We start from the raw sequence: 19,770 nt of genomic DNA, 5'->3' as shown, positions 1-19,770 counted from the left end.
CAAGAAGGTGTGTCGCGGTTTTCCGCCAGTGAATAGGCAGTGCCTATCTCAAGAACCGGCCTTCGATCGACCAGCGCGCGGCGAGGAAATTCAGCACCGCCGCCACCACGACACCGCCGATCTTTGCCGGCCATACTCCAACGGTGGCGGCAAACAGTGCGATCGAAAGGCTGGAGACACCGAGCGAAATCAGCGCCCCGAGCGAGGCAAAACGAAGGAACGCATCGCGCAGCCGGATGGCTTGATTGCGCTCGAGCGCCCAGAAGCCGTTCGCCACGAACGAAAAGCTGACGGCGATGAACCAGGCAACGATGTTGGCGGGCACCGGCGGCATCTGCAGCTTGAGCAGCAGGTAGAAGCTGGCAAGGTCGATGGCCGTGTTGGCAAGTCCGACAATGGCAAAGCGGACGATCTTGTTGCCGGTCGAACGCCGGGGCTGGTCGGCGCCGCTCATCCCTTGCGATCCATGATTGCGACACCGGCGCGGGCCAGGCTGGTGCCGAAATCGTCCGATGCCAGGACCGCGAATTCGACCTCGCGCACGCTTTGCATCGGGTCACGCGCGCGCAACGTCTCGTCGACATGGCCGGGGTGGCACATGAACAGCCCCCGTTCCGGCAGTGCCTCGACGGCGGCCTGCAGCACGGATGCGAACTTTTCGGGTCGTCGCCAGTCGTAGATGCCGGCGAGCGGTTCGAAGACGGTGAAGCCGGCATGCTGCATGGACCGGTTGAACCCGGCGGCGAGCGCTGCGATCGCGGCGACTTTCGGCGCCGTGCCGGCCAGTGCCGGCGCGCCGCGCAGTGCCGGCCTGTCGGCTTCTTCATGCAGACGCGCGCGCAGCCATGTGCGCACGACCGGAAGGAAATGCACATGCTGATGCCCGTCGACGAAATCGGGGCGGCGCCCGAGTGCTTCGACGAAGCGGCTGTATTGGGCGTCGAGTTCGGCATGGACGTCGCGGTCGTCGATGCGGCCACGCACAACAGGCAACGCCAGCGAGCGGAGTGGCGGCAGCCGGCCTTCCGGCGCCAGGCTCGACCGGCCGGTGACGGCTGGCTGATCGGTCAAGGTAAGATGCAGCCCGACCGAGACGCGGCCGCACAGGGGCTTAATGCGCTCCGCCTCCTGCGCCCATTGCGCAAAGCCAGTCATGCAACTGGTCCCGGTCAGCCGCCCACGATCGAGCAGGTCGAGGATCGCAGCGGAGACGCCTGGCGCCAGGCCGTAGTCGTCGGCGATCAGGCGGATGCGCCGCGTCATGCCTCGCGAGCGCCCGGTGCCAAGCTGTCGGGAGCAACGTCGCTGCGTACGACATCGCGCACGATATAGACCGGCCGATCCTTGCTTTCGCTGAGCGTGACCCAGACATATTCGCCAATCAGGCCGAGAAGCGTCAGGTTGAGGCCGCCGAGTAGGACGACGGCGACCAGCAGGCTGGGATAGCCGGGAACGGCAATGCCATAGAAGATCACCTCGAAGAACACCTTGGCGCCGTAGACCGCGCCGGCAAATGCGGCAAGCAGCCCGCTGAGGCTGATCAAGCGCAGCGGAATGACGGAAAAGGAGGTGAACCCTTCCAGCGAGAAGGCGATCAGGTTGAGCCGGCTCCATTTCGACGTGCCGCTGGCGCGGTTCTCCGGCGAATAGGGCAACGCCTTCTGGCGGAAGCCGGCCCAGGCAAACAGGCCCTTGTTGAAGCGTCGTTTGTCACGCAGGCTGGTCAGCGCACGCGCCACGGCACCGCGCATGACGCGAAAGTCGCCGGCATTTTCGGGAATGTCGAAACGCTGGCTGCTGTTGATCAGGCTGTAGAAAAGCCGTGCCAGCTGACTGCGTCGCCAACTGGCCTCACGCCTGTCGTTCTGCGCGTAGACGACATCGATGTCGGGATGTTCCACCAGCTCGGCGATCATCTTCAGGCTGATGTCCATCGAATGCTGGAGGTCGGCGTCCATGATCAGCACCATGTCCCCGCGCGACTGGTCGAGGCCGGCGAGCACGGCGACTTCCTTGCCGAAATTGCGRCTGAGACGGACGATCTCCCATGACCTCGTCAGCACCTGCGAAAACCGTTTGGCGCCATCGTCGCGGCTGCCGTCGTCGACCAGGATCTTGTGCACGTCCATGCCGAAGCGCTCTGCCACCGCTGCCTCCAGCGCGGCAAGCAACTCGGCGAAGGCCAATGCCGACGGCGCCTCGTTGAGGAACGGCGCGACGATATCGAGTACCGGCCGCGACTCAGCCATTTGCGACCCCCGCATTGACCACCTTTTCTCCCGCCTTGGCCCAGAACCACCAGATCAGGGAACAGGCGATGAAAGCAATCGCGATCGGCCGGAACCAGGGGTAAAGGAAAGCATGCACATGTTGCTCGACGCCGCTCAGCCCGGTCGCGAACAGCGCCGTTGACAGCACCGAGGCGAAGACGCCGCCTCGTTCCTCGCGCCACAACAGGGCGACGGCGAGCCCGGCGGGCACGGCGATCATCGCATAGGTGTTGGGCTCGACGCGCGGATTGAAGACGCACATGTAGAAAGTGGCTGTCAGGAAGATCGCCAGCCCGGCCGTCCCCCGCTCGAGCTTGCGATCGAACCAGAGCACGGTCGAGAGCGTCAACAGGCCGGCCACGAAGCGCACCGCCGTGGCGCCGGATTCCACGATGGGCATCCCCGCCGCCGCAAAAGGCGCGGTGAAATCGGAGGCAACAAAGCGGCTGGTCTTGTCGACCGCCATCGAGGTCAGCATGCGGGCGAAATCGAGATACTGGCCGTTCAGATAACTGGCTGGCGCGAAAGCATAAGGTATGGCGAGCACGAACAGCACCGCCAGCACCAGCACCGGGATCAGCCGGGGGCGCAGCCCTCCTGCCAACAGCAGCATGATGATCGCGGTCGGCTTGGCGATGACGGCCAGCGAAGCCCAGAAGAAGGTCTCGGCGCGCCGACCTTCAAGCGCCGAAAGCGTAAGGAGCCAGCAGGCGCCGGTCAGCAGTACTGTCGATTGTCCGTTGCGGATCGCGCCGAGCGCCAGCGGCAGAGCGAGGAAGAGACCGAATGAAAGCAGCCAGGTCAGTTGCTGACCGCCGAGCTTGCGAACCTGCCGCATTGCGGCAAAGGTCAGCACCGCGAAGCCGAGGGCATGCCACACCAGGCCGCCCAGATGCGGGCCCAGCTTCAGCAGCGGAACATAGAGCGCGGCAAAAGCCGGCGCGTAGAGATACCCCATCTGGGAGCCAAGATTGTAGAGCGGCCGGCCGGCCAGAAATTCCTCGCTGCCAAATTTGTAGGCCCCCAGCACCGAATGCGTATCCGGTGACCACAGGACCATGACAAGAACGATCAGGAACGCTCCGATCCACATGCTAAGTCCCAAACGGTCGAAAACCGGGTTGGCAATCGTCATCAAGTCACTCCACACCACCCCGAAACAGGCCCTTGCCCGCGCCGTCAGGCATTCGATGGCGGCGGCATATCACGGACAAAGCGGCGCGGCATAGAGGGCTGAAAGAGTGGATGGTGCCCCGACGGCACCGGCGGCAGCCGGACATCGCCATTTTTGGCGTCGAGAGCGTCTGGAGGCTTCGTGTTCGAGCTTCGGGCACCTTCATGCTAAGGCCGGATGAACACCTTGCCGTTGGGCTTGGCCAGTTCCGCCGGCACCCGCGCCATTGCCTCGGCGAGCGGCACCACCGCCGTTACATCGGTCGACCAGCGCCCATCGGAGAACCGTTTCTGCGCTTCCATGATCGCCGGGCCGCGGCGGTCGCGAAACTGGCGCATCCACTCGCTCAGCCAGAAACCCTCGATGTGCTTGTGCTGGAAGATCAGTTGGCCGGGTTCACGGATGATCGTGGCTTCGGGATCGAGCCTCCCGTAGATGATCCAGCGCGAGCGCTTCGGCATGACGTCGAAAATGGCGGAGGCCAGCGGCCCGGTCACCGCGTCGAGGAAGATGCGCGGCTGTTCGGCCTTCATCACCTCGCGTAGCGCCGTCTTGAAATCCGGCGCCTTTTCGTTGAGGACGTACGCCGCGCCAAGCTCCTTCAGCGCCGCGATCTGATCGTCGCGGCGCACCGTGACGATCGGCCGGAAACCCGCTTCCCTGGCCAGGCCGATGATCAGCTTGCAGAGTTGGCTGGCGCCGGCGGTCATGACGAAGGCCTTTTCGCCCTCTTCCGTGACGATGTCGAACATGGCGAGCGCGGTGAGCGGGTTGACGATCATCGCCGCGCCATCCTCGTCGCGAACGGTGTCGATCAGCGGGATGCAGACCACCGCTTCCGCGACGGCATATTCGGCCCATGAGCCCCAGTTGCTGACGCCTGTGGCGAAAGCGACGCGCTTGCCGACGAGGCTCTTGGGATAGGACTCATCGCCACCGGCGACGACGGTGCCGACACCCTCGAAGCCGGCCGGCTGGCCCTTGGCGCGCGGCTGGCCATACTGACCCTTGATGAAGGCGACATCGGACGGATTGATCGAGGCGAGGCTGACCTTGATCAGCACCTGCGTTGGCCCTGGCGTCGGCACCGCGATGCTGCCCGGCTCGAGATAGGGCTCCATCGCTTCCAGCACGCTGCCGGAAGGCGTCCTTGTGTAGCCGTCGCCGACAAGCAGCAGCGCCTTCATTTCGGAGGGGACGGTCATCGGAACACTCCTTGCTTGGACCTGCCGGCGGCGCCGGGTGACGAATGCCGGCGCTCAGACCTTTTCCTGCGTGTATTTCTTCAGTTCGGTCCGCGCCACCTGGCGGCGATGCACGGCATCAGGCCCATCGGCAAGGCGCAATGTCCGCAGATGCGTCCATGAGCGCGCCAGCGGCGTGTCCTGGCTGATGCCTTGTGCGCCGAACATCTGCACCGCCTCGTCGGTGACCTTGAGCGCCACGCGCGGCGCGATCACCTTGATCTGGCTGATCCAGGGTGCTGCGGCGCGCGCATCGCCCTGGTCGATCATCCATGCCGCCTTCAGGCAGAGCAGCCGCGCCATCTCGATCTCCATGCGGCATTCGGCGATGATGTCGAAATTGGCGCCGAGTTTTGCCAAGGGCTGGCCGAAGGCCTCGCGGCGCACGGAACGCTGGCACAGCATCTCCAGCGCCATCTCGGCCTGGCCGATGGCGCGCATGCAGTGATGGATGCGGCCGGGGCCGAGCCGGCCCTGCGCGATCTCGAACCCCCTGCCCTCGCCGAGGATCAGGTTCGATGCGGGCACACGCACATTGTCGAAGCGAAGATGCATGTGGCCGTGCGGCGCATCGTCGTCGCCATAGACCTGCATGGCCCGGACCTTGGTCACGCCTTTTGCGTCGGATGGCACCAGGACCATCGAATGCCGCCTGTGTTTCGGCTCTTCGTCGGCACCGGTCCTAACCATGACGATGTAGATGGCGCAGCGCGGATCGCCGGCGCCGGAGGCCCACCATTTCTCGCCGTTGAGCACATAATCGCCGCCCTGGCGCTCACAGCGCATTGCAATGTTGGTGGCGTCGGACGAGGCGACATCCGGCTCGGTCATCAGGTAGCCCGAGCGGATCTTGCCGTCTAGCAGCGGCTCGAGCCACGCCTTCTTGTGGTCGGCCGATCCATACCGTTCCAGCACCTCCATATTGCCGGTGTCGGGCGCCGAGCAGTTGAAGGTCTCGGCGCCGAGATGCGCCTTGCCCATCTCCTCGGCAAGATAGGCGTATTCGACCGTGGACAGGCCGTAGCCGCGCTCCGAGCCGGTCAGCCAGAAGTTCCACAGGCCGCGCTCCCGTGCGGTCTTCTTCAGCCCTTCGAGGATTTCGCTCTGGCGCGCGCTGTAGGCCCAGCGGTCGCCTTGCTTGCCCACTTCGCCGAGGAATTCCTTGTCGAGCGGCATGATCTCGTCGCGCACCATGGCCGCGACGCGCGCGTGGATCGGCTTCAGCCGCTCGGTCATCCCGAGATTCATCTCCGTCATCGCTAACCCTTCATGCAGGCCAGGCATTTTACCCGTGGCAAGGATGACCGTACTTCGGATAGCCTTGTCAACGCGAACTGTTTTGCCTGCACACCGAGGCCCGCACACCAAGGCAGGGCGCGGAGGATTTGTAATGAGCTATCTGGACGAGCTGTTTTCGGTGGCCGGCAAGACCGCGCTGGTGACGGGAGCGGCGACCGGCATCGGCCGCATGGCGGCAACCGCGCTGGTGAAGGCCGGCGCGAGCGTCATGATCGCCTCGCGTAAGGGCGAGGATTGCATCAAGGTCGCCGGTGAACTGAACGGGCTTGGCACACCTGGCCGGGCCGAAGGCTTCGCCGGCGATGTCTCCAGCGAAGCCGGCATTGCCGCGCTCGTCGCCGAGGTCAAGGCGCGGACCGACCACCTGAACATCCTGGTCAACAATGCCGGTGTATCCTGGGGCGCGCCGCTGGAGAGCTTTCCCTATTCCGCCTGGGCGAAGGTGCTCGGTGTCAATGTCACCGCGGTCTTCCATCTGACGCGCGAATTGCTGCCGCTACTCGATGCCGCCGCCAGCGATGCCGATCCGGCCCGGGTGATCAATCTTGGTTCGGTGATGGGCACGCAGCCGCTGGCCGACGATGCCTATTCCTACACGGCGTCGAAGGCCGCGGTTCATCATCTGACGCGCACCCTCGCGCTCGAATTCGCCGCCCGCCGCATCACCGTCAACGCCTTCGCCCCCGGCCCCTTCCAGAGCCGCATGACGGCTTTTGCCACCGGCACGGAAGAGCAAGCCAAGCATGTCGGCAACCATGTTCCGATCGGGCGTATCGGCGCACCGGATGACATTGCCGGCGCAACACTCTATTTGTGCAGCCGTGCAGGCAGCTATGTTACCGGCGCCATCCTGCCGATCGACGGCGGACAGTCGGTGCAGCATGGGCTGACCTTGTTCAAGGAATAACATTTTCCGGCCGGAGCCGGGGGTGAACTGGAGGACATCCGCGTGGAACCGATCAGTCTCGATGTACTTCTGGCCAGTGTCGGCAAGGAAGTTGGCGTGTCGCCGTGGCGGGTAGTCACGCAACGCATGATCGACCAGTTCGCCGACGCCACCGACGACCACCAGTTCATCCACTGCGATCCGGAGCGCGCCATGCGCGAGACGCCGTTCGGCGGCACAATCGCGCATGGCTTCCTGTCGCTGTCGCTGTTGTCGGCGATGACCTTCGAGACCATGCCGCCGTTGGAAAACGGCAAGATGGGCGTCAACCACGGCTTCGACTCGCTGCGCTTCCTGGCGCCGGTGAAGACCGGCGCGCGCATCCGCACCCGTTTCGTGCTGGCCGACGTCAAGGTCAGGCCGTCGGGCTGGGTACAGACCGCGCATGACGTGACGATCGAGATCGAAGGCTCCAAGAAACCGGCACTGACCGCTCGCTGGCTCACGCTGACCCTGATCGAACGCCAGCCCGAGACGGCATGAACGATCCGAACGTTCTCGACCAGGCAGCACTGGCGCCTTATCTCGAGGCCAGCATCCCCGGCTTCACCGGGCTCCTTTCCATCGAAAAATTCAAATCCGGCCAATCGAACCCGACTTACCTTTTGACTGCGCAAAGCGGCCGCTACGTGTTGCGCGCCAAGCCGCCCGGGCAACTGCTGAAATCGGCCCATCAGGTCGACCGCGAATTCACCGTGATGAGCGCCCTTGCCGGCACCGCCGTGCCGGTGCCCAGGATGCTGCATCTGTCGGCGGAGGACTCGCCGATCAGTCGTATGTTCTACGTCATGGATTTCGTCGACGGCCGCATCCTCTGGGATCCGGCGCTGCCGGAGGCCCGCGACAACGACGAACGCGCCGCCATCTACGATGCCATGAACGCTACGCTTGCGGCGCTGCACGATGTCGATGTCGGGGCTGCGGGTCTCGTCGATTTCGGTCGGCCGGGCAATTATTTCGAGCGCCAGCTGGCCCGCTGAACCGCCCAGTATCGCGCCTCGGAAACCGGTACCATCGCCGATATGGACCGGCTGATTGCCTGGCTTGAGACGCATAGGCCCGCCGACGACGGCCGCGTCTCTCTGGTGCATGGCGACTACCGGCTGGACAATCTGATTTTTGCCGCCGACCAGCCGACGGTTCTGGCGGTGCTCGACTGGGAATTGTCGACGCTCGGGCACCCCTTCGCCGACATCGCCTATCAGTGCATGCAATGGCGCCTGTCCCACGCCTCGGGCTTTCGCGGCCTGGGCGGTATCGACCGTCGCGCGCTCGGCCTGCCTTCCGAAGAGGACTATGTCGTCGCCTACTGCCGGCGACGCGGGCTAGCCGCATCGGCGACTGGACCTTCTTCCTGGCCTTCTCCTTCTTCCGTCTGGCGGCGATCTGCCAGGGCGTCTTCAAGCGGGCATTGGACGGCAACGCCTCCAATCCCGAAAAGGCCAGAACCTATGGCGAGGCGGTAAAACTGCTTTCGCATCTCGCCGCGAAACTGATCGACCAGGAGGCGTGATGGGCCGTTTTGCGGGAGCAACCGTGCTGATCACCGGTGCGACCGGCGGGCTTGGCCGGGGTGCGGCGAAAGGCTTTGCCGCTGAAGGCGCGCGGCTGGTGCTGTCGGATATCGACGAAAGGGCGCTGGCCGACCTTGCAGCCACGCTGCAGGCCGAAACGGCGACCCTTGCCGGCAACATCGCCGACGAAAAACTGTCCGAGGATCTGGTCAGGCTGGCGGTTGAAAAATTCGGCCGGCTGGATGTCGCCATCAACAATGCCGGCATCGTCCAGAGCTTCGTGCGCTTGCCGCAGATCCCCTCGGACGAGGCTCGCCGGGTGCTGGAGGTCGATCTGCTCGGCGTCTTCTATGCCATGAAGCACCAGATTCCGCAGATGGAGCGGCAGTTCAAGGCGACCGGCAAGGGCGGCGCCATCGTCAACATCGCTTCGGCCGCCGGCCTGTCCGGCGCGCCGAAACTCTCGGTCTATGCCGCCGCCAAGCACGGCGTCATTGGCTTGACCCGCTCGGCCGCGGTCGAATACGCCACCAAGGGCCTGCGCATCAACGCCATCTGCCCCGCCCACACGAGGACGGCGATGGTCGACAGGTTCGTGCGCGTCTCCGGCGCGCCGGAAGCGGAGGCGTTGGCGGAGCTGACGCGTGGCGTGCCGATGAAGCGGGTGGCGGAAGTCGACGAAATCACCACCGCCATCCTGTTTGCCGCCGATCCGGCAAACTCCTTCATGACCGGCCATGCGCTGGCCGTCGACGGCGGCATCGGTGCGATCTGAAGCATGCCGTTTGGGAACCTGTCGCGCCCTTGTCCGTTTTCGTACAGCGTATATAATTTAGCCAGGTACCAACCAACCAAAGGCACGAGATCTTGCCGCCGAGCGTCCAGACACGCCGCGAGAAACAAAGGGCCGAACTGCGCTCCGAGTTGGTCGAGGCCGCGCACAAGCTCGTCCAGGAAGAGGGTTATGAAGGCCTGACCATCCGCAAACTGGCCAAGCGGGTCGGCTACGCGCCGATGTCGGTCTATTCCTACTTCGCCGACAAGCAGGACATCCTGTTCGCCCTGGCCGAGGATGCATTCGAGACGCTTGCCGGCCGCATCGAGGAGCATTCGTCCGACGATCCGATCGAGGCATTGCAGGCGGTCATGACCGAGTATGCCGCTTTCGGACTCGGCAATCCCAACGAATACCGCACCGTGTTCATGACCGAAAAGACCAAGCTGCCGGAAGGCAGGAGCTACGAGGACATGGAAGAGAGCAACCCGGCGATGAACGCGCTGATCAGCAGGGTCGAGGCCTGTGTCGCCGCCGGCAAGCTGCAGGGCGACCCGCGCGCCATCGCCACCATGCTGTGGGCGGTCGGCCACGGCACGATCTCGCTGCTGATCACCTTTCCGTTCTATCCGTTCGGCGACCCGCAGGCTTTCGTGAAGCGGATGTGCGATTTCACGCTTGCCACGCTGAGCACGCAGACCGTGCCGCCGCTGACCGAAACGCCGGTCAAGTGCTGAGCGGCTTCCCTTACAGGCTCTGACAACCACGACCAACGTCCGGTTGGAGTGCTCGGCTGCGCCAGAACGCCGCGATTTTCGGCGTTCAATAAAAGTTCAATAAAATTCATTCGTACATGTACGTTTCTGACTTGAACGACGGCATCGCCAGACGTATATGTACGCCGTATCGTACATGTACGGAAAAAATTCAACGGTCGAAAACGGAGACTGACGATGAAAACGACACTCCTCACCCTCGCCGCCGTGCTGGCACTTTCGGGCTCGGCCTTCGCCGCCGGCGCCACCCATCCGGTCAAGCAGGCACCGGCTGCGACCTGCGTCGACACCAGGACCCATGTGAAGCTCGATTGCGCTCCCACCGGCTCGGTCGAGAAGCAGGGTTCCACGGAAAACACCGCTGACGGCAAGGGCCCGCGGCTCGGCATCAGCATCAATCCGTGGATCGTGCCCAGCACATTCTGAGACAAAATCAAACGCCGAGGCCGGCGCAAATTGAAAGCCGGCCTGGCGAGCAGTTTGGTCTAAGCGACGCCACCTCGGTTGGCGGCACCGGACTGGCCCAGTCGAACGCTGACGCGTAGCCAGGCCTGGCCCATCAACTTAGGCCCTTGTCACCGTCGGCATGCAGGCGCAGCCCTTTCTGGACGATCTTCTCCTTGGCGGCATCCGTCGGCACGTTCGGCGCATTGGTGATGCCGGACCAGGCCGGCGCCGGGTTGTGAGCCCAATGCACGGCGTTGCGCAGCACCTGTTGCACGCCCTCATTGTGGTAGATCGGGTAGGTTTCGTGGCCGGGCGAAAAGTAGAAGATCCTGCCGGCGCCGCGCTGGTAGGTCAGTCCGGACCGGAACACCTCGCCGCCCTCGTACCAGGAGACAAACACCGTCTCGAGCGGCTCCGGCACCGCGAACGGCTCGCCATACATTTCCGTCTCGCCAATCTCCAGGCACTCGTCGATGCCCTGCGCGATCGGATGGCTGCGGTTGATCGCCCAGACGCGCTCGCGCTCGCCCGCCTCGCGCCATTTCAGCGAACAGGGCGTGCCCATCAGCCGCTTGAATATCTTCGAGTAGTGGCCGGAATGGAGCACGATCAGCCCCATGCCTTCCCATACCCGCTTCTGCACGCGCTCGACGATCTCGTCCTTGACCTCGCCATGCGACCTGTGGCCCCACCACAGTAGGACATCGGTGGTGGCCAGGCGCTGTTCGTTCAAGCCGTGCTCGGGTTCCTGCAAGGTGGCGGTGGTCGCCTCGATACCCTTGTCCTGGTTGAGCGCCGCGGCGATCGTGCCATGCATGCCCAAGGGATAAAGGTCGCGCACGGCGGCATTGGTCTGCTCGTGGACGTTCTCGCCCCAAACGATGGCTTTTGTCGGCATTTTTCTCTCCCAAAGCGCTTTAAATAGCATGTCCGATGGGATTGAGAAGGCCAGATCCGGCCTGGTCCGATGGAAACTACCTCGTGCGCTTCTTGCGGCCGGCCACGGTCTTGGCCTTGCCCGGCTTCGCGGGACCGCCGGGGATGGCCGTCCCGGTTATCGACACCGGATCGCTGGCAGGAAATGTGTCCTCGAGGCCTTCCTCGAGTTCTTCTTCGGCGCTCGAGCCTTCGTGCTTCTCATGTTCGAGCGAACGAACGGCAGGGCTTTTCTTGACCGGCGACTTCGGCGGGGAATTCGACGGCATCGGCATTCTCCCTCGGCGTGCGGATGCAGAACGAGCGTGCCCTGCAAAACGTTCCGAGTTCAGACCGCTGCGTCTCGCGATCCCTCGGACAGGAAAGTAAAGACATAGTCCGAGAAGGAACGCCAGCACTCGACCCGGAAGGCCTCGGCCGCCGTGCGCAGCAGCACGATCTCGGCCTTGCCCAGGATCGTGCGCGAAGCCGCTCCGACCAGGAAGGCATCAAGAGACAGATCCTGCGGGCAGCCAGAATTGATCGCCGCGGCCGCGCCGGCGCCCGTCACGGCGATCGCAATGTTGCGATGCGATATACCGACGGCCGAATGGAGGGCGGAAACCGCGGCGCAGTCGGCGAGCGGATCGTTGCCGGCCTCATCGATAACCAGCCATTCGTCGGGACCAAGCCACAGAGCGGTGCGGCCGGCCTTCGTGGCCGAGGTCTTCGGCTTTTTCGGCAAGGTCACACCAAGCGCCTTGGAAAGGGCGGCAGTCGAAGCCTCCGGCGCGCGCAGCGCGATGCGCTCGGCCGGCGGCAGCACCTCGACCTTGGCGCCGGTCGCGGCGGTGCTGCGTCCGGCCAGCGCCGGACGGCGCTCGACCGAAGGCGATGCAGCCGGAGCTGTCTTCCTTGCAGCGGCCTTAGCCATTGAGGCGCCCTCCCGTCTCGTCGAAGAACACCATGCCGGAAACCTCCACTTCGATCACCCCGTTCGGCATTGGCACGTAGAGCGTGTCGCCCATGCGGTCGCGGCCGCCGGCGACCAGCGCAAGGGCAATAGAGCGGCCGCAATTTTCCGACCAGTAGCTCGAGGTGACGTGGCCGATCATCTTCATCGGGATCGCCTGCTTTGGATCCTCGACGATCTGCGCGCCTTCTTCCAGCACCACTTTCGGGTCCTTGGTCTTGAGACCGACCAGCTGCTTGCGGCCCTTGGCGACAAGATCCGGCCGTGCCATGCCGCGGATACCGACGAAATCGGCCTTCTTCTTGCCGACGGCCCAGTCGAGCCCGGCATCGTTCGGCGTCACCGTGCCGTCGGTATCCTGGCCGACGATGATGTAGCCTTTTTCGGCGCGCAGCACGTGCATGGCCTCGGTGCCGTAGGCCGCCGCACCATGCTTCTGGCCTTCGGCCCACAGCGCTTCCCATACGGCCTGGCCATAGTCCGCCGGCACGTTGACCTCGAAGCCGCGCTCGCCGGTGAACGACATGCGGAACAGCCGGGTCGGTACGCCGCAGATCTTGCCTTCGCGCACCGACATGTGCGGCAGCGCCTCGTCGGACATGTCGATGCCTTCGACCAGCGGCGCGATGATGTCACGCGACTTCGGTCCCTGTACGGCGATGACTGCCCATTGCTCGGTGATCGAGGTCAGCCAGACATTGAGTTGCGGGAACTCGGTCTGGAGATAATCCTCCATGTGGTTCATGACGCGCGGCGCGCCGCCGGTCGTCGTCGTCACATGGAAGCGGTCTGGCGCCAGCCTGCCGACGACGCCGTCATCATAGATGAAGCCGTCCTCGCGCAGCATGATGCCATAGCGGCAGCGGCCTGGCTCCAGCTTCTCCCACGGATTGGTGTACAGCAGTTCCATGAACTTGGCCGCATCCGGCCCGACCACTTCGATCTTGCCGAGCGTCGAGGCATCGAACAGGCCGGCCGTCTTTCGCACCGCGACGCATTCGCGGTCGACCGCGGCGTGCATGTCTTCACCCCCATTGGGGAAATACCAGGCGCGCTTCCACTGTCCGACATCCTCGAACACGGCGCCTTGCGCCTCGGCCCACGGATGGATCGCCGTCTTGCGCGTCGGGTCGAACAGCGGCCCGCGGGCGTGGCTGACGATCGCGCCGAAGGTGACAGGCGTATAGGGCGCCCGGAACGTGGTCAGGCCGACTTCCGGGATTGGCTTGCCAAGTACCTCGGCGGCAATCGCCAGGCCGTGCATGTTGGAGGTCTTGCCCTGGTCGGTCGCCATGCCGTTGGTGGTGAAGCGCTTGACGTGCTCGATCGAGCGCATGCCCTCATGCACCGCCTGGCGGATATCCTTGGCGGTGACGTCGTTCTGGAAATCGACAAAGGCCTTGACCGTGGTGTCCGGTCCGGCGCCGGGGGCAGCCCCCAGCATGCCGCGCGACCAGCTCTCTGAGGCGTCGACCTTCGGCTTGTTGCTCTTGGCGGTTTTAGCAGCGGCATCTTTCGCTGCCTTCTCGCCGGCCGCATAAGCCTCGTCGATCGTCGCCGACAGCCCGTCGGTGCCGTTGCAGGCGCCGACCGAGACGCAATCCTGCGCATAGGTGCCCGGCACGAAGCGCTTGGTCTCGTCGTTGAAAGCGACCTTGCCGCGCGACTGCGAGAACAGATGCACCGACGGCGTCCAGCCGGCCGACATCAGGATCGCATCGACCGGGATGGTGCGTTCGCCACCGCCATTCTTCGGCTGCACGGTCATCGACGACACCCGCAATTTGCCACCGGCGCGGATCACCGCGCGGCCGAAATTGACCTCGATGCCGAGCGCCCTCGCCTCGTCGATCACCGGTCCGGTCGGATGGTCGCGCAGGTCGACGATCGCCGCCACGTTGACGCCGGCCTTCTTAAGGTCGATCGCCGCCGCATAGGCGGAATCATTGGCGGTGTAGACGCCGACATTCTTGCCGACAGCGACGCCATAATGGTTGAGATAGGTGCGCGCCGCACCGGCCAGCATGATGCCCGGCCGGTCGTTGTCGGCGAAGACCATGTGCCGTTCGATAGCGCCGGAGGCCAGCACCACGCGCTTGGCCCGCACCTGCCACAGCCGCTCGCGCGGCAGGTCGTGGCCGGGGGCGGAGAGATGATCGCTGACGCGCTCGACCAAGCCGACGAAATTCTGCGCGTAGTAGCCGAAGGCCGTGGTGCGCGGAAGCACGCGGACATTGCCCATGCCTTGAAGCCTGGCAATCGCCGCCTGCGCCCAGGCAAAACCGTCCTGGCCATCGATCCCGGCGCCGGTCTCGAAACGCAGGCTGCCGCCGAACTCTGCCTGCTCGTCGGCGAGGATGACGCGCACGCCGGTCTCGGCCGCGGCGAGTGCTGCCGCGATGCCGGCTGCACCGCCGCCCAGCACCAGCACGTCGCAATGCGCATAGCGCGACGAATAATGGTCGGGATCAGGTTTATCCGGGGAAATGCCAAGGCCGGCCGCGGCGCGGATCTTCGGCTCGTAAAGGCTCTTCCAGGCCGCTTTCGGCCACATGAAGGTCTTGTAGTAGAAACCGGCAGAAAACAGCGGCGACGCGATGTCGTTGACCGCGCCGACGTCGAAGGACAGCGACGGCCAGCGGTTCTGCGACTGTGCTTCAAGCCCGTCATAGAGCTCCTGCACGGTGGCCCGCACGTTCGGCGTCTTGCGCGCCGCGTCACGCTTGATCTCGACCAGCGCGTTGGGCTCTTCCGCGCCCGCCGACAGGATGCCGCGCGGGCGGTGATATTTGAACGAGCGGCCGACGAGATGGACGCCATTGGCAAGCAGCGCCGAGGCCAGCGTATCGCCCTCGATACCGGTGTAGGACTGGCCATCGAAGTTGAACCGCGCGGTCTTCGCCTGCTTGAGGCGACCGGCACCGGGAATGCGGAACGCGCCGCTCATTTGGCAACCACTTCGTTAGAGATTATGGGCAGCTTCGACGGCTGCGGTTCGCCGGCCTTGTAGGTCATGATGAACTTGTCGGTGACGGTGTCGCGCACCGCATTGAAGAAGCGCGCGCAGCCATGCATGTGCCGCCAGCGCTCATAGATGATGCCCTTGGGATTCGAGCGGATGAAGAAGAACTTTTCGAAATCGTCGTCGCTCTCGCCAGCCATGTTGGCCGAGCGCGCGATATGCGCCTCGCCGGCGTTGCGGAACTCGAGTTCCGGGCGCTCTTCCTCGCAATAGGGGCAGCGGATGAGAAGCATTTGGTTCGTTCCTACAATTCGCCGTTGCCGACATGAGCGCCGGCGGGTTGGTCGCAAAGCCTCTGGCCCATGGCGGCAAAAGGCGCGACGAGCCGGATGCGCTCCTCCACGCTTGCGGCCGGACGAAACAGGTCGCGGTACGCCATGTTGCCGATGGTGAGTTGCATCGGATCGGTCGTGACGATGACGCGGCGCGGCTCGAATGTGTCGTCCTCATCCTGGTCGGAAGGCATGTTCTCCAGGAACATGACCACCTTCTGGCCGCCGCTCCACACGCAGGCCAGGATGCCGTCATCGACGGAAAACGGCCAGTTGGCCTCGTTCCCGGCGCGGCTGATCGGCTGCGTGCGCACTTCGTCCGCCGAGGGAAAATGGAACATGCCCTGTTCCCCCGCCAGCATCAGCGGCATGGCGACAGCCATCTGCGCCATCATCAGTGCGCCACCGCCGCCGCCGCCGCCTCGTCGATGAGTCGGCCGGTGCGGAAGCGCTCGATGGTGAAGGGCGCGTTGATCGGATGCGGATCATCCTTGGCGATGGTGTGGGCAAAGACATGGCCGGAGCCCGGCGTCGCCTTGAAGCCGCCCGTGCCCCAGCCGCAATTGACATAGAGGCCGGGCACCGGCGTCTTGGCCAGGATCGGCGAGCGGTCGGGTGTGACGTCGACGATGCCGCCCCATGAGCGCAGCATCTTCATGCGCGTGAAGATCGGGAACATCTCGCAGATGGCGTCGAGCGTGTGCTGCAATATGTGCAGGCCGCCGGTCTGCGAATAGGAGACGTACTGGTCGGTGCCGGCGCCGATGACCAGCTCGCCCTTGTCGGACTGCGAGATATAGGCATGCACCGTGTTCGACATCACCACGCAAGGCACCACCGGCTTGACCGGCTCCGACACCAGCGCCTGCAGCGGATAGCTTTCCAACGGCATGCGCACGCCGGCCATGTTCATGATGACGGACGAGTGGCCGGCGGCAACGACGCCGACCTTCTTGGCGCCGATGAAGCCGCGCGTCGTGTCGACGCCCATGACCGCGCCATTAGCCGCCCGCTTGACGCCGGTGACCTCGCAATTCTGGATGATGTGGACGCCGCGCGCCGAGGCGCCACGGGCATAGCCCCAGGCCACGGCATCGTGGCGCGCCGTGCCGCCGCGGCGCTGCAAGGCCGCACCGACGACGGGATAGCGCGCATCCTTGGAGGTGTTTAGCGGCGGGCAGAATTCCTTCGCCTGCTCCGGCGTCAGCCATTCATTGTCGATGCCGTTCAGCCGGTTGGCGTGGACATGACGCTTCAGCACCTGGATGTCGTGCACGTTGTGGGCCAGCATCATGACGCCACGCGCCGAATACATGACGTTGTAGTTGAGCTCCTGGCTGAGCCCGTCCCACAGCTTCAGCGCATGGTCGTAGATGCCGGCGCTCTCGTCATAGAGATAGTTCGAGCGGATGATGGTGGTGTTGCGGCCGGTGTTGCCGCCGCCGAGCCAGCCTTTTTCCAGCACCGCGACATTGGTGATGCCGTGCACCGTGGCGAGGTAATAGGCGGTGGCCAGGCCATGACCGCCGGCGCCGACGATGATGACGTCATACTCCTTCTTCGGCTCAGGCGAGGACCACTGCTCCTCCCAGCCCTTGTGGCCGCGCATGGCCTCGCGGGCGATGGCGAATACCGAATATTTCTTCAACGTTCCAGCCTCGCAAATGGCGGCAGGGCATTCTATCGACCCCGGCGCGCGAGGTGTATCACTAGCGAAACGCAGCTTCCACCCTTGCGCTGTTTGCGACGGCGCTTGCCGTTTTGCGCCGCGCCGAAAATGACGCATGCGATCTGGTAGCCATGGCTGCCTTCAGTCACATTGCCTGTCGCGGGACTCGGGAGGCAATTATGGGCAACGCCTGGTGGAATTTGACGTTGCGCTTCCTGCTGGAGCTTGCCGCCTTGCTTGGCCTCGGCTTGTCGGGCTGGGGTCTCTCCGATGGATTGTGGCGGTGGCTCCTGGCCCTGGCCTTGCCGCTCATTGCGGCTGCCTTGTGGGGGACCTTCGCCGTGCTCGACGATCCCAGCCGGTCGGGCCGCGCCCCGGTGCCCGTACCGGGTGCGGTGCGTCTGGCTCTGGAGCTCGTCATCCTGTTCGGCGGCGCGGCTGGGTTCTATCTGACAGGCCGCATGACCACAGGCATCGTCATGGCTCTGCTTATCGTCATCAGCTACGCATTCTCGCTCGATCGCCTCAGCTGGTTGTTGAAGCAATAGTTCGCCCTACCGGCGTCGCCTTTCGCGAGTCGCTCCCTCCAACGACCAGCCGCAAGAAACGAACTGCGCAGGTATCGGGTGTCGCGGGTAGGTGTGGCCTGCGATCAAGGGACCTCGTTGCCGGCACCAGTCGGCCAGACAGGACCGACAGAAGGACGACAGCCATGCTCGCACTCGCCAACAAGATCGCCATCGTCACCGGCGCCAGTTCCGGCATCGGCCGCGCCACCGCGAAACTCTTCGCCGAGGAAGGCGCCAAGGTCATCGTCGCCGCCCGCCGCCAGGCCGAGCTCGATGCGCTGGTGGCCGAGATAGCCGACGCCGACGGCACGGCCGTCGCCCTTGCCGGCGATGTCCGTGACGAAGCCCATGCGAAAGCCCTTGTCGATCTGGCGGTCGAAAAATTCGGCGGGCTCGACATCGCCTTCAACAACGCCGGCGCCGTCGGCCTCATGGGTCCGATTTCGGAACTGCCGCTGGAAGAATGGCGCGAGACGCTCGACACCAACCTCACCAGCGCGTTTCTCGGCGAAATATCAGGTTCCGGCGATGATCGAGCGCGGCGGTGGTTCGCTGATCTTCACTTCCACCTTCGTCGGCAACACCGTCGGCATGCCCGGCATGACCAGCTATGCCGCGAGCAAGGCCGGGCTGATCGGGCTGACGCAGGTGCTTGCCGCTGAATATGGCCCAAAGGGCGTGCGGGTCAACGCGCTGCTGCCCGGCGGCACCGACACGCCGGCAGCGACCTTCAAGACTCCTGAGTCGCGGGCTTTCGTCGAAAACCTGCATGCGTTGAAGCGTGTCGCGACACCGGAAGAGATCGCCCGTTCGGCCCTTTACCTTGCCTCCGACGCATCGAGCTTCACCACGGGAGCTGCGCTGTTTGCCGATGGCGGCGTGTCGATCAACCGGACGTGAAGGCTTTTCCCCGCCAGGATGCATGTTGATTGTCGCAAGGTGGACGGCCGGCCTTGCTTTTTCCGTGCGATTTGGCGATGCCGTTTCCTGTCGAAACGGGTCTTTTGCCAATACAGGTCCTGGAACCATGATGCTGATCAGAACCTACGTGGCTGCGAGTGCAATCGAAGGCGTCGGCGTGTTCGCCGCCGAGCCGATCAAGAAAGGCGCCTCGATCTGGCGGCTCGATCCGGATTTCGACCGATTGATTCCGATGGAAAAATACGAGGCAGCCCCCTCGCATCTGAGGGAATTGCTCGACCGCTATGCCTATCCAAGCCCGGACCGTCCCGGTTTCATGGTCTATGAGGTCGACAATGGGCGTTTCATGAATCACGCCGAACGGCCGAATACGGATTTTTCGCAGTATGGCGGCGCCATCGCCACCCGCGACATCGCGGCCGGCGAGGAGATCACCTGCGACTATGGCGAGTTCTTCGAAGATTTCGAGCGGCTTCACCTCGCCACGGCGTAGTCGGCTCCCGATCCAGCGGCAAACCAGCTGCGGTTTGCCGCTGATGTTCATTTCGGCTGTGGACAGCGCGGCCTGATTCTGCTATCAGCCGCCACAATTCGTGGTGTAGATCGCCGCGGAGGCTTGTGGCTATGGCCGCTTGCCTGTTGATAACAAACCCGAAAGACAGGATTGCCCGTGCAGGTACTCGTCCGCGACAATAACGTTGATCAGGCGCTTCGCGCGCTCAAGAAGAAGATGCAGCGCGAAGGCATTTTCCGCGAAATGAAGATGCGCGGCCATTACGAGAAGCCTTCCGAGAAGCGCGCCCGTGAAAAGGCCGAAGCCGTGCGCCGCGCCCGCAAGCTGGCCCGCAAGCGCGCACAGCGCGAAGGCCTGCTGCCGATGACGCCGCGTCCGGTCGCTGCTGGCGCCGCCGGCGGTGCAGGTGGTGCTCCGCGCCCGCCGCGGTTCTAACGCCAATTTTTCGTCCTTTTCGAAGGATACCAGAG

The 19,770-nt window shown here is 64.3% G+C and carries 21 protein-coding genes and 2 pseudogenes; 10 read left to right on the top strand and 13 right to left on the bottom strand.

Annotated elements, in window-relative coordinates; genetic code table 11:
- Positions 1–43: 43 nt before the first annotated feature.
- The 6 genes from AC1DZP_RS26540 to AC1DZP_RS26515 all read right to left on the bottom strand — a co-directional run bounded on the left by AC1DZP_RS26540 (position 44) and on the right by AC1DZP_RS26515 (position 5,945).
- Positions 44–454 (bottom strand): GtrA family protein, encoded by a 411-nt coding sequence (locus AC1DZP_RS26540; protein WP_477306487.1) that lies wholly within the window; start codon positions 452–454, stop codon positions 44–46.
- Positions 451–1,263, bottom strand: coding sequence for a ChbG/HpnK family deacetylase (locus AC1DZP_RS26535; RefSeq protein ID WP_477306485.1), 813 nt, complete (start codon positions 1,261–1,263; stop codon positions 451–453). The genes AC1DZP_RS26540 and AC1DZP_RS26535 overlap by 4 nt, the downstream gene beginning before the upstream one ends.
- Positions 1,260–2,249: a glycosyltransferase family 2 protein gene (locus AC1DZP_RS26530; RefSeq protein WP_477306483.1), complete on the bottom strand. Its 990-nt coding sequence runs from the start codon at positions 2,247–2,249 to the stop codon at positions 1,260–1,262. The genes AC1DZP_RS26535 and AC1DZP_RS26530 overlap by 4 nt, the downstream gene beginning before the upstream one ends.
- Positions 2,242–3,405 (bottom strand): glycosyltransferase 87 family protein, encoded by a 1,164-nt coding sequence (locus AC1DZP_RS26525; protein WP_477306481.1) that lies wholly within the window; start codon positions 3,403–3,405, stop codon positions 2,242–2,244. Before AC1DZP_RS26525 ends, AC1DZP_RS26530 begins: the two co-directional genes overlap by 8 nt.
- Positions 3,406–3,611: 206 nt before the next feature.
- Positions 3,612–4,649, bottom strand: a complete 1,038-nt coding sequence (locus AC1DZP_RS26520) for a zinc-binding dehydrogenase (RefSeq protein WP_477306479.1) — start codon at positions 4,647–4,649, stop codon at positions 3,612–3,614.
- 54 nt (positions 4,650–4,703) lie between these two features.
- Positions 4,704–5,945 (bottom strand): acyl-CoA dehydrogenase family protein, encoded by a 1,242-nt coding sequence (locus tag AC1DZP_RS26515; RefSeq protein WP_477306477.1) that lies wholly within the window; start codon positions 5,943–5,945, stop codon positions 4,704–4,706.
- 133 nt (positions 5,946–6,078) lie between these two features.
- On the opposite strand from AC1DZP_RS26515, the gene AC1DZP_RS26510 reads away from it, so the two are divergent.
- The 6 genes and pseudogenes from AC1DZP_RS26510 to AC1DZP_RS26485 all read left to right on the top strand — a co-directional run bounded on the left by AC1DZP_RS26510 (position 6,079) and on the right by AC1DZP_RS26485 (position 10,424).
- Positions 6,079–6,894, top strand: a complete 816-nt coding sequence (locus AC1DZP_RS26510; RefSeq protein ID WP_477306475.1) for an SDR family oxidoreductase — start codon at positions 6,079–6,081, stop codon at positions 6,892–6,894.
- Between the two features lie 36 nt (positions 6,895–6,930).
- Entirely contained in the window at positions 6,931–7,416 is a 486-nt protein-coding gene (locus tag AC1DZP_RS26505; RefSeq protein WP_378922604.1) for a MaoC family dehydratase, read from the top strand.
- Positions 7,413–8,446, top strand: a pseudogene (locus AC1DZP_RS26500) (phosphotransferase family protein). Before AC1DZP_RS26505 ends, AC1DZP_RS26500 begins: the two are co-directional and overlap by 4 nt.
- A complete protein-coding gene (locus AC1DZP_RS26495; protein ID WP_477306473.1) occupies positions 8,446–9,222 on the top strand; it encodes an SDR family NAD(P)-dependent oxidoreductase in 777 nt (258 codons plus the stop codon). Before AC1DZP_RS26500 ends, AC1DZP_RS26495 begins: the two are co-directional and overlap by 1 nt.
- Positions 9,223–9,314: 92 nt before the next feature.
- A complete protein-coding gene (locus tag AC1DZP_RS26490; RefSeq protein WP_477306471.1) occupies positions 9,315–9,959 on the top strand; it encodes a TetR/AcrR family transcriptional regulator in 645 nt (214 codons plus the stop codon).
- 216 nt (positions 9,960–10,175) lie between these two features.
- Positions 10,176–10,424: a DUF680 domain-containing protein gene (locus AC1DZP_RS26485; RefSeq protein WP_457150376.1), complete on the top strand. Its 249-nt coding sequence runs from the start codon at positions 10,176–10,178 to the stop codon at positions 10,422–10,424.
- Positions 10,425–10,557: 133 nt separating this feature from the next.
- Here the strand turns inward: AC1DZP_RS26485 and AC1DZP_RS26480 are convergent, their stop codons facing one another.
- From AC1DZP_RS26480 to AC1DZP_RS26450, 7 genes are all read right to left on the bottom strand, one after another.
- Positions 10,558–11,343 (bottom strand): ThuA domain-containing protein, encoded by a 786-nt coding sequence (locus AC1DZP_RS26480; RefSeq protein ID WP_477306469.1) that lies wholly within the window; start codon positions 11,341–11,343, stop codon positions 10,558–10,560.
- 76 nt (positions 11,344–11,419) lie between these two features.
- Complete coding sequence (locus AC1DZP_RS26475) at positions 11,420–11,650, bottom strand: hypothetical protein (RefSeq protein ID WP_477306467.1); 231 nt, start codon at positions 11,648–11,650, stop codon at positions 11,420–11,422.
- Positions 11,651–11,709: 59 nt separating this feature from the next.
- Positions 11,710–12,294: a sarcosine oxidase subunit gamma gene (locus AC1DZP_RS26470; protein WP_477306465.1), complete on the bottom strand. Its 585-nt coding sequence runs from the start codon at positions 12,292–12,294 to the stop codon at positions 11,710–11,712.
- A complete protein-coding gene (locus AC1DZP_RS26465; protein ID WP_477306463.1) occupies positions 12,287–15,280 on the bottom strand; it encodes a sarcosine oxidase subunit alpha in 2,994 nt (997 codons plus the stop codon). The genes AC1DZP_RS26470 and AC1DZP_RS26465 overlap by 8 nt, the downstream gene beginning before the upstream one ends.
- A complete protein-coding gene (locus AC1DZP_RS26460) occupies positions 15,277–15,588 on the bottom strand; it encodes a sarcosine oxidase subunit delta (protein WP_477306461.1) in 312 nt (103 codons plus the stop codon). The genes AC1DZP_RS26465 and AC1DZP_RS26460 overlap by 4 nt, the downstream gene beginning before the upstream one ends.
- Before the next feature lie 11 nt (positions 15,589–15,599).
- On the bottom strand, positions 15,600–16,022 hold the full coding sequence (locus AC1DZP_RS26455; protein WP_095084629.1) for a hypothetical protein: 423 nt from the start codon (positions 16,020–16,022) through the stop codon (positions 15,600–15,602).
- Positions 16,022–17,275: a sarcosine oxidase subunit beta gene (locus AC1DZP_RS26450; RefSeq protein ID WP_095084630.1), complete on the bottom strand. Its 1,254-nt coding sequence runs from the start codon at positions 17,273–17,275 to the stop codon at positions 16,022–16,024. The genes AC1DZP_RS26455 and AC1DZP_RS26450 overlap by 1 nt, the downstream gene beginning before the upstream one ends.
- A 200-nt stretch (positions 17,276–17,475) precedes the next feature.
- Here AC1DZP_RS26450 and AC1DZP_RS26445 point away from each other — a divergent pair, with 200 nt between their 5' ends.
- The 4 genes and pseudogenes from AC1DZP_RS26445 to rpsU all read left to right on the top strand — a co-directional run bounded on the left by AC1DZP_RS26445 (position 17,476) and on the right by rpsU (position 19,735).
- A complete protein-coding gene (locus AC1DZP_RS26445) occupies positions 17,476–17,844 on the top strand; it encodes a DUF2568 domain-containing protein (RefSeq protein WP_095084631.1) in 369 nt (122 codons plus the stop codon).
- Between the two features lie 164 nt (positions 17,845–18,008).
- Positions 18,009–18,765 (top strand): annotated as a pseudogene (locus AC1DZP_RS26440) (SDR family oxidoreductase).
- A 127-nt stretch (positions 18,766–18,892) separates the two neighbouring features.
- Positions 18,893–19,279, top strand: a complete 387-nt coding sequence (locus tag AC1DZP_RS26435) for an SET domain-containing protein (RefSeq protein WP_095084633.1) — start codon at positions 18,893–18,895, stop codon at positions 19,277–19,279.
- Between the two features lie 177 nt (positions 19,280–19,456).
- The gene (gene rpsU, locus AC1DZP_RS26430; RefSeq protein ID WP_023810129.1) at positions 19,457–19,735 is read left to right on the top strand and encodes a 30S ribosomal protein S21; all 279 of its coding nucleotides are present in this window, start codon (positions 19,457–19,459) and stop codon (positions 19,733–19,735) included.
- Positions 19,736–19,770: the final 35 nt, after the last annotated feature.

The organism is Mesorhizobium sp. P2_F8 (assembly GCF_056403655.1).
Note: the sequence above shows the minus strand (reverse complement) of the source record. Positions and strands in the feature narration are given on the sequence as shown.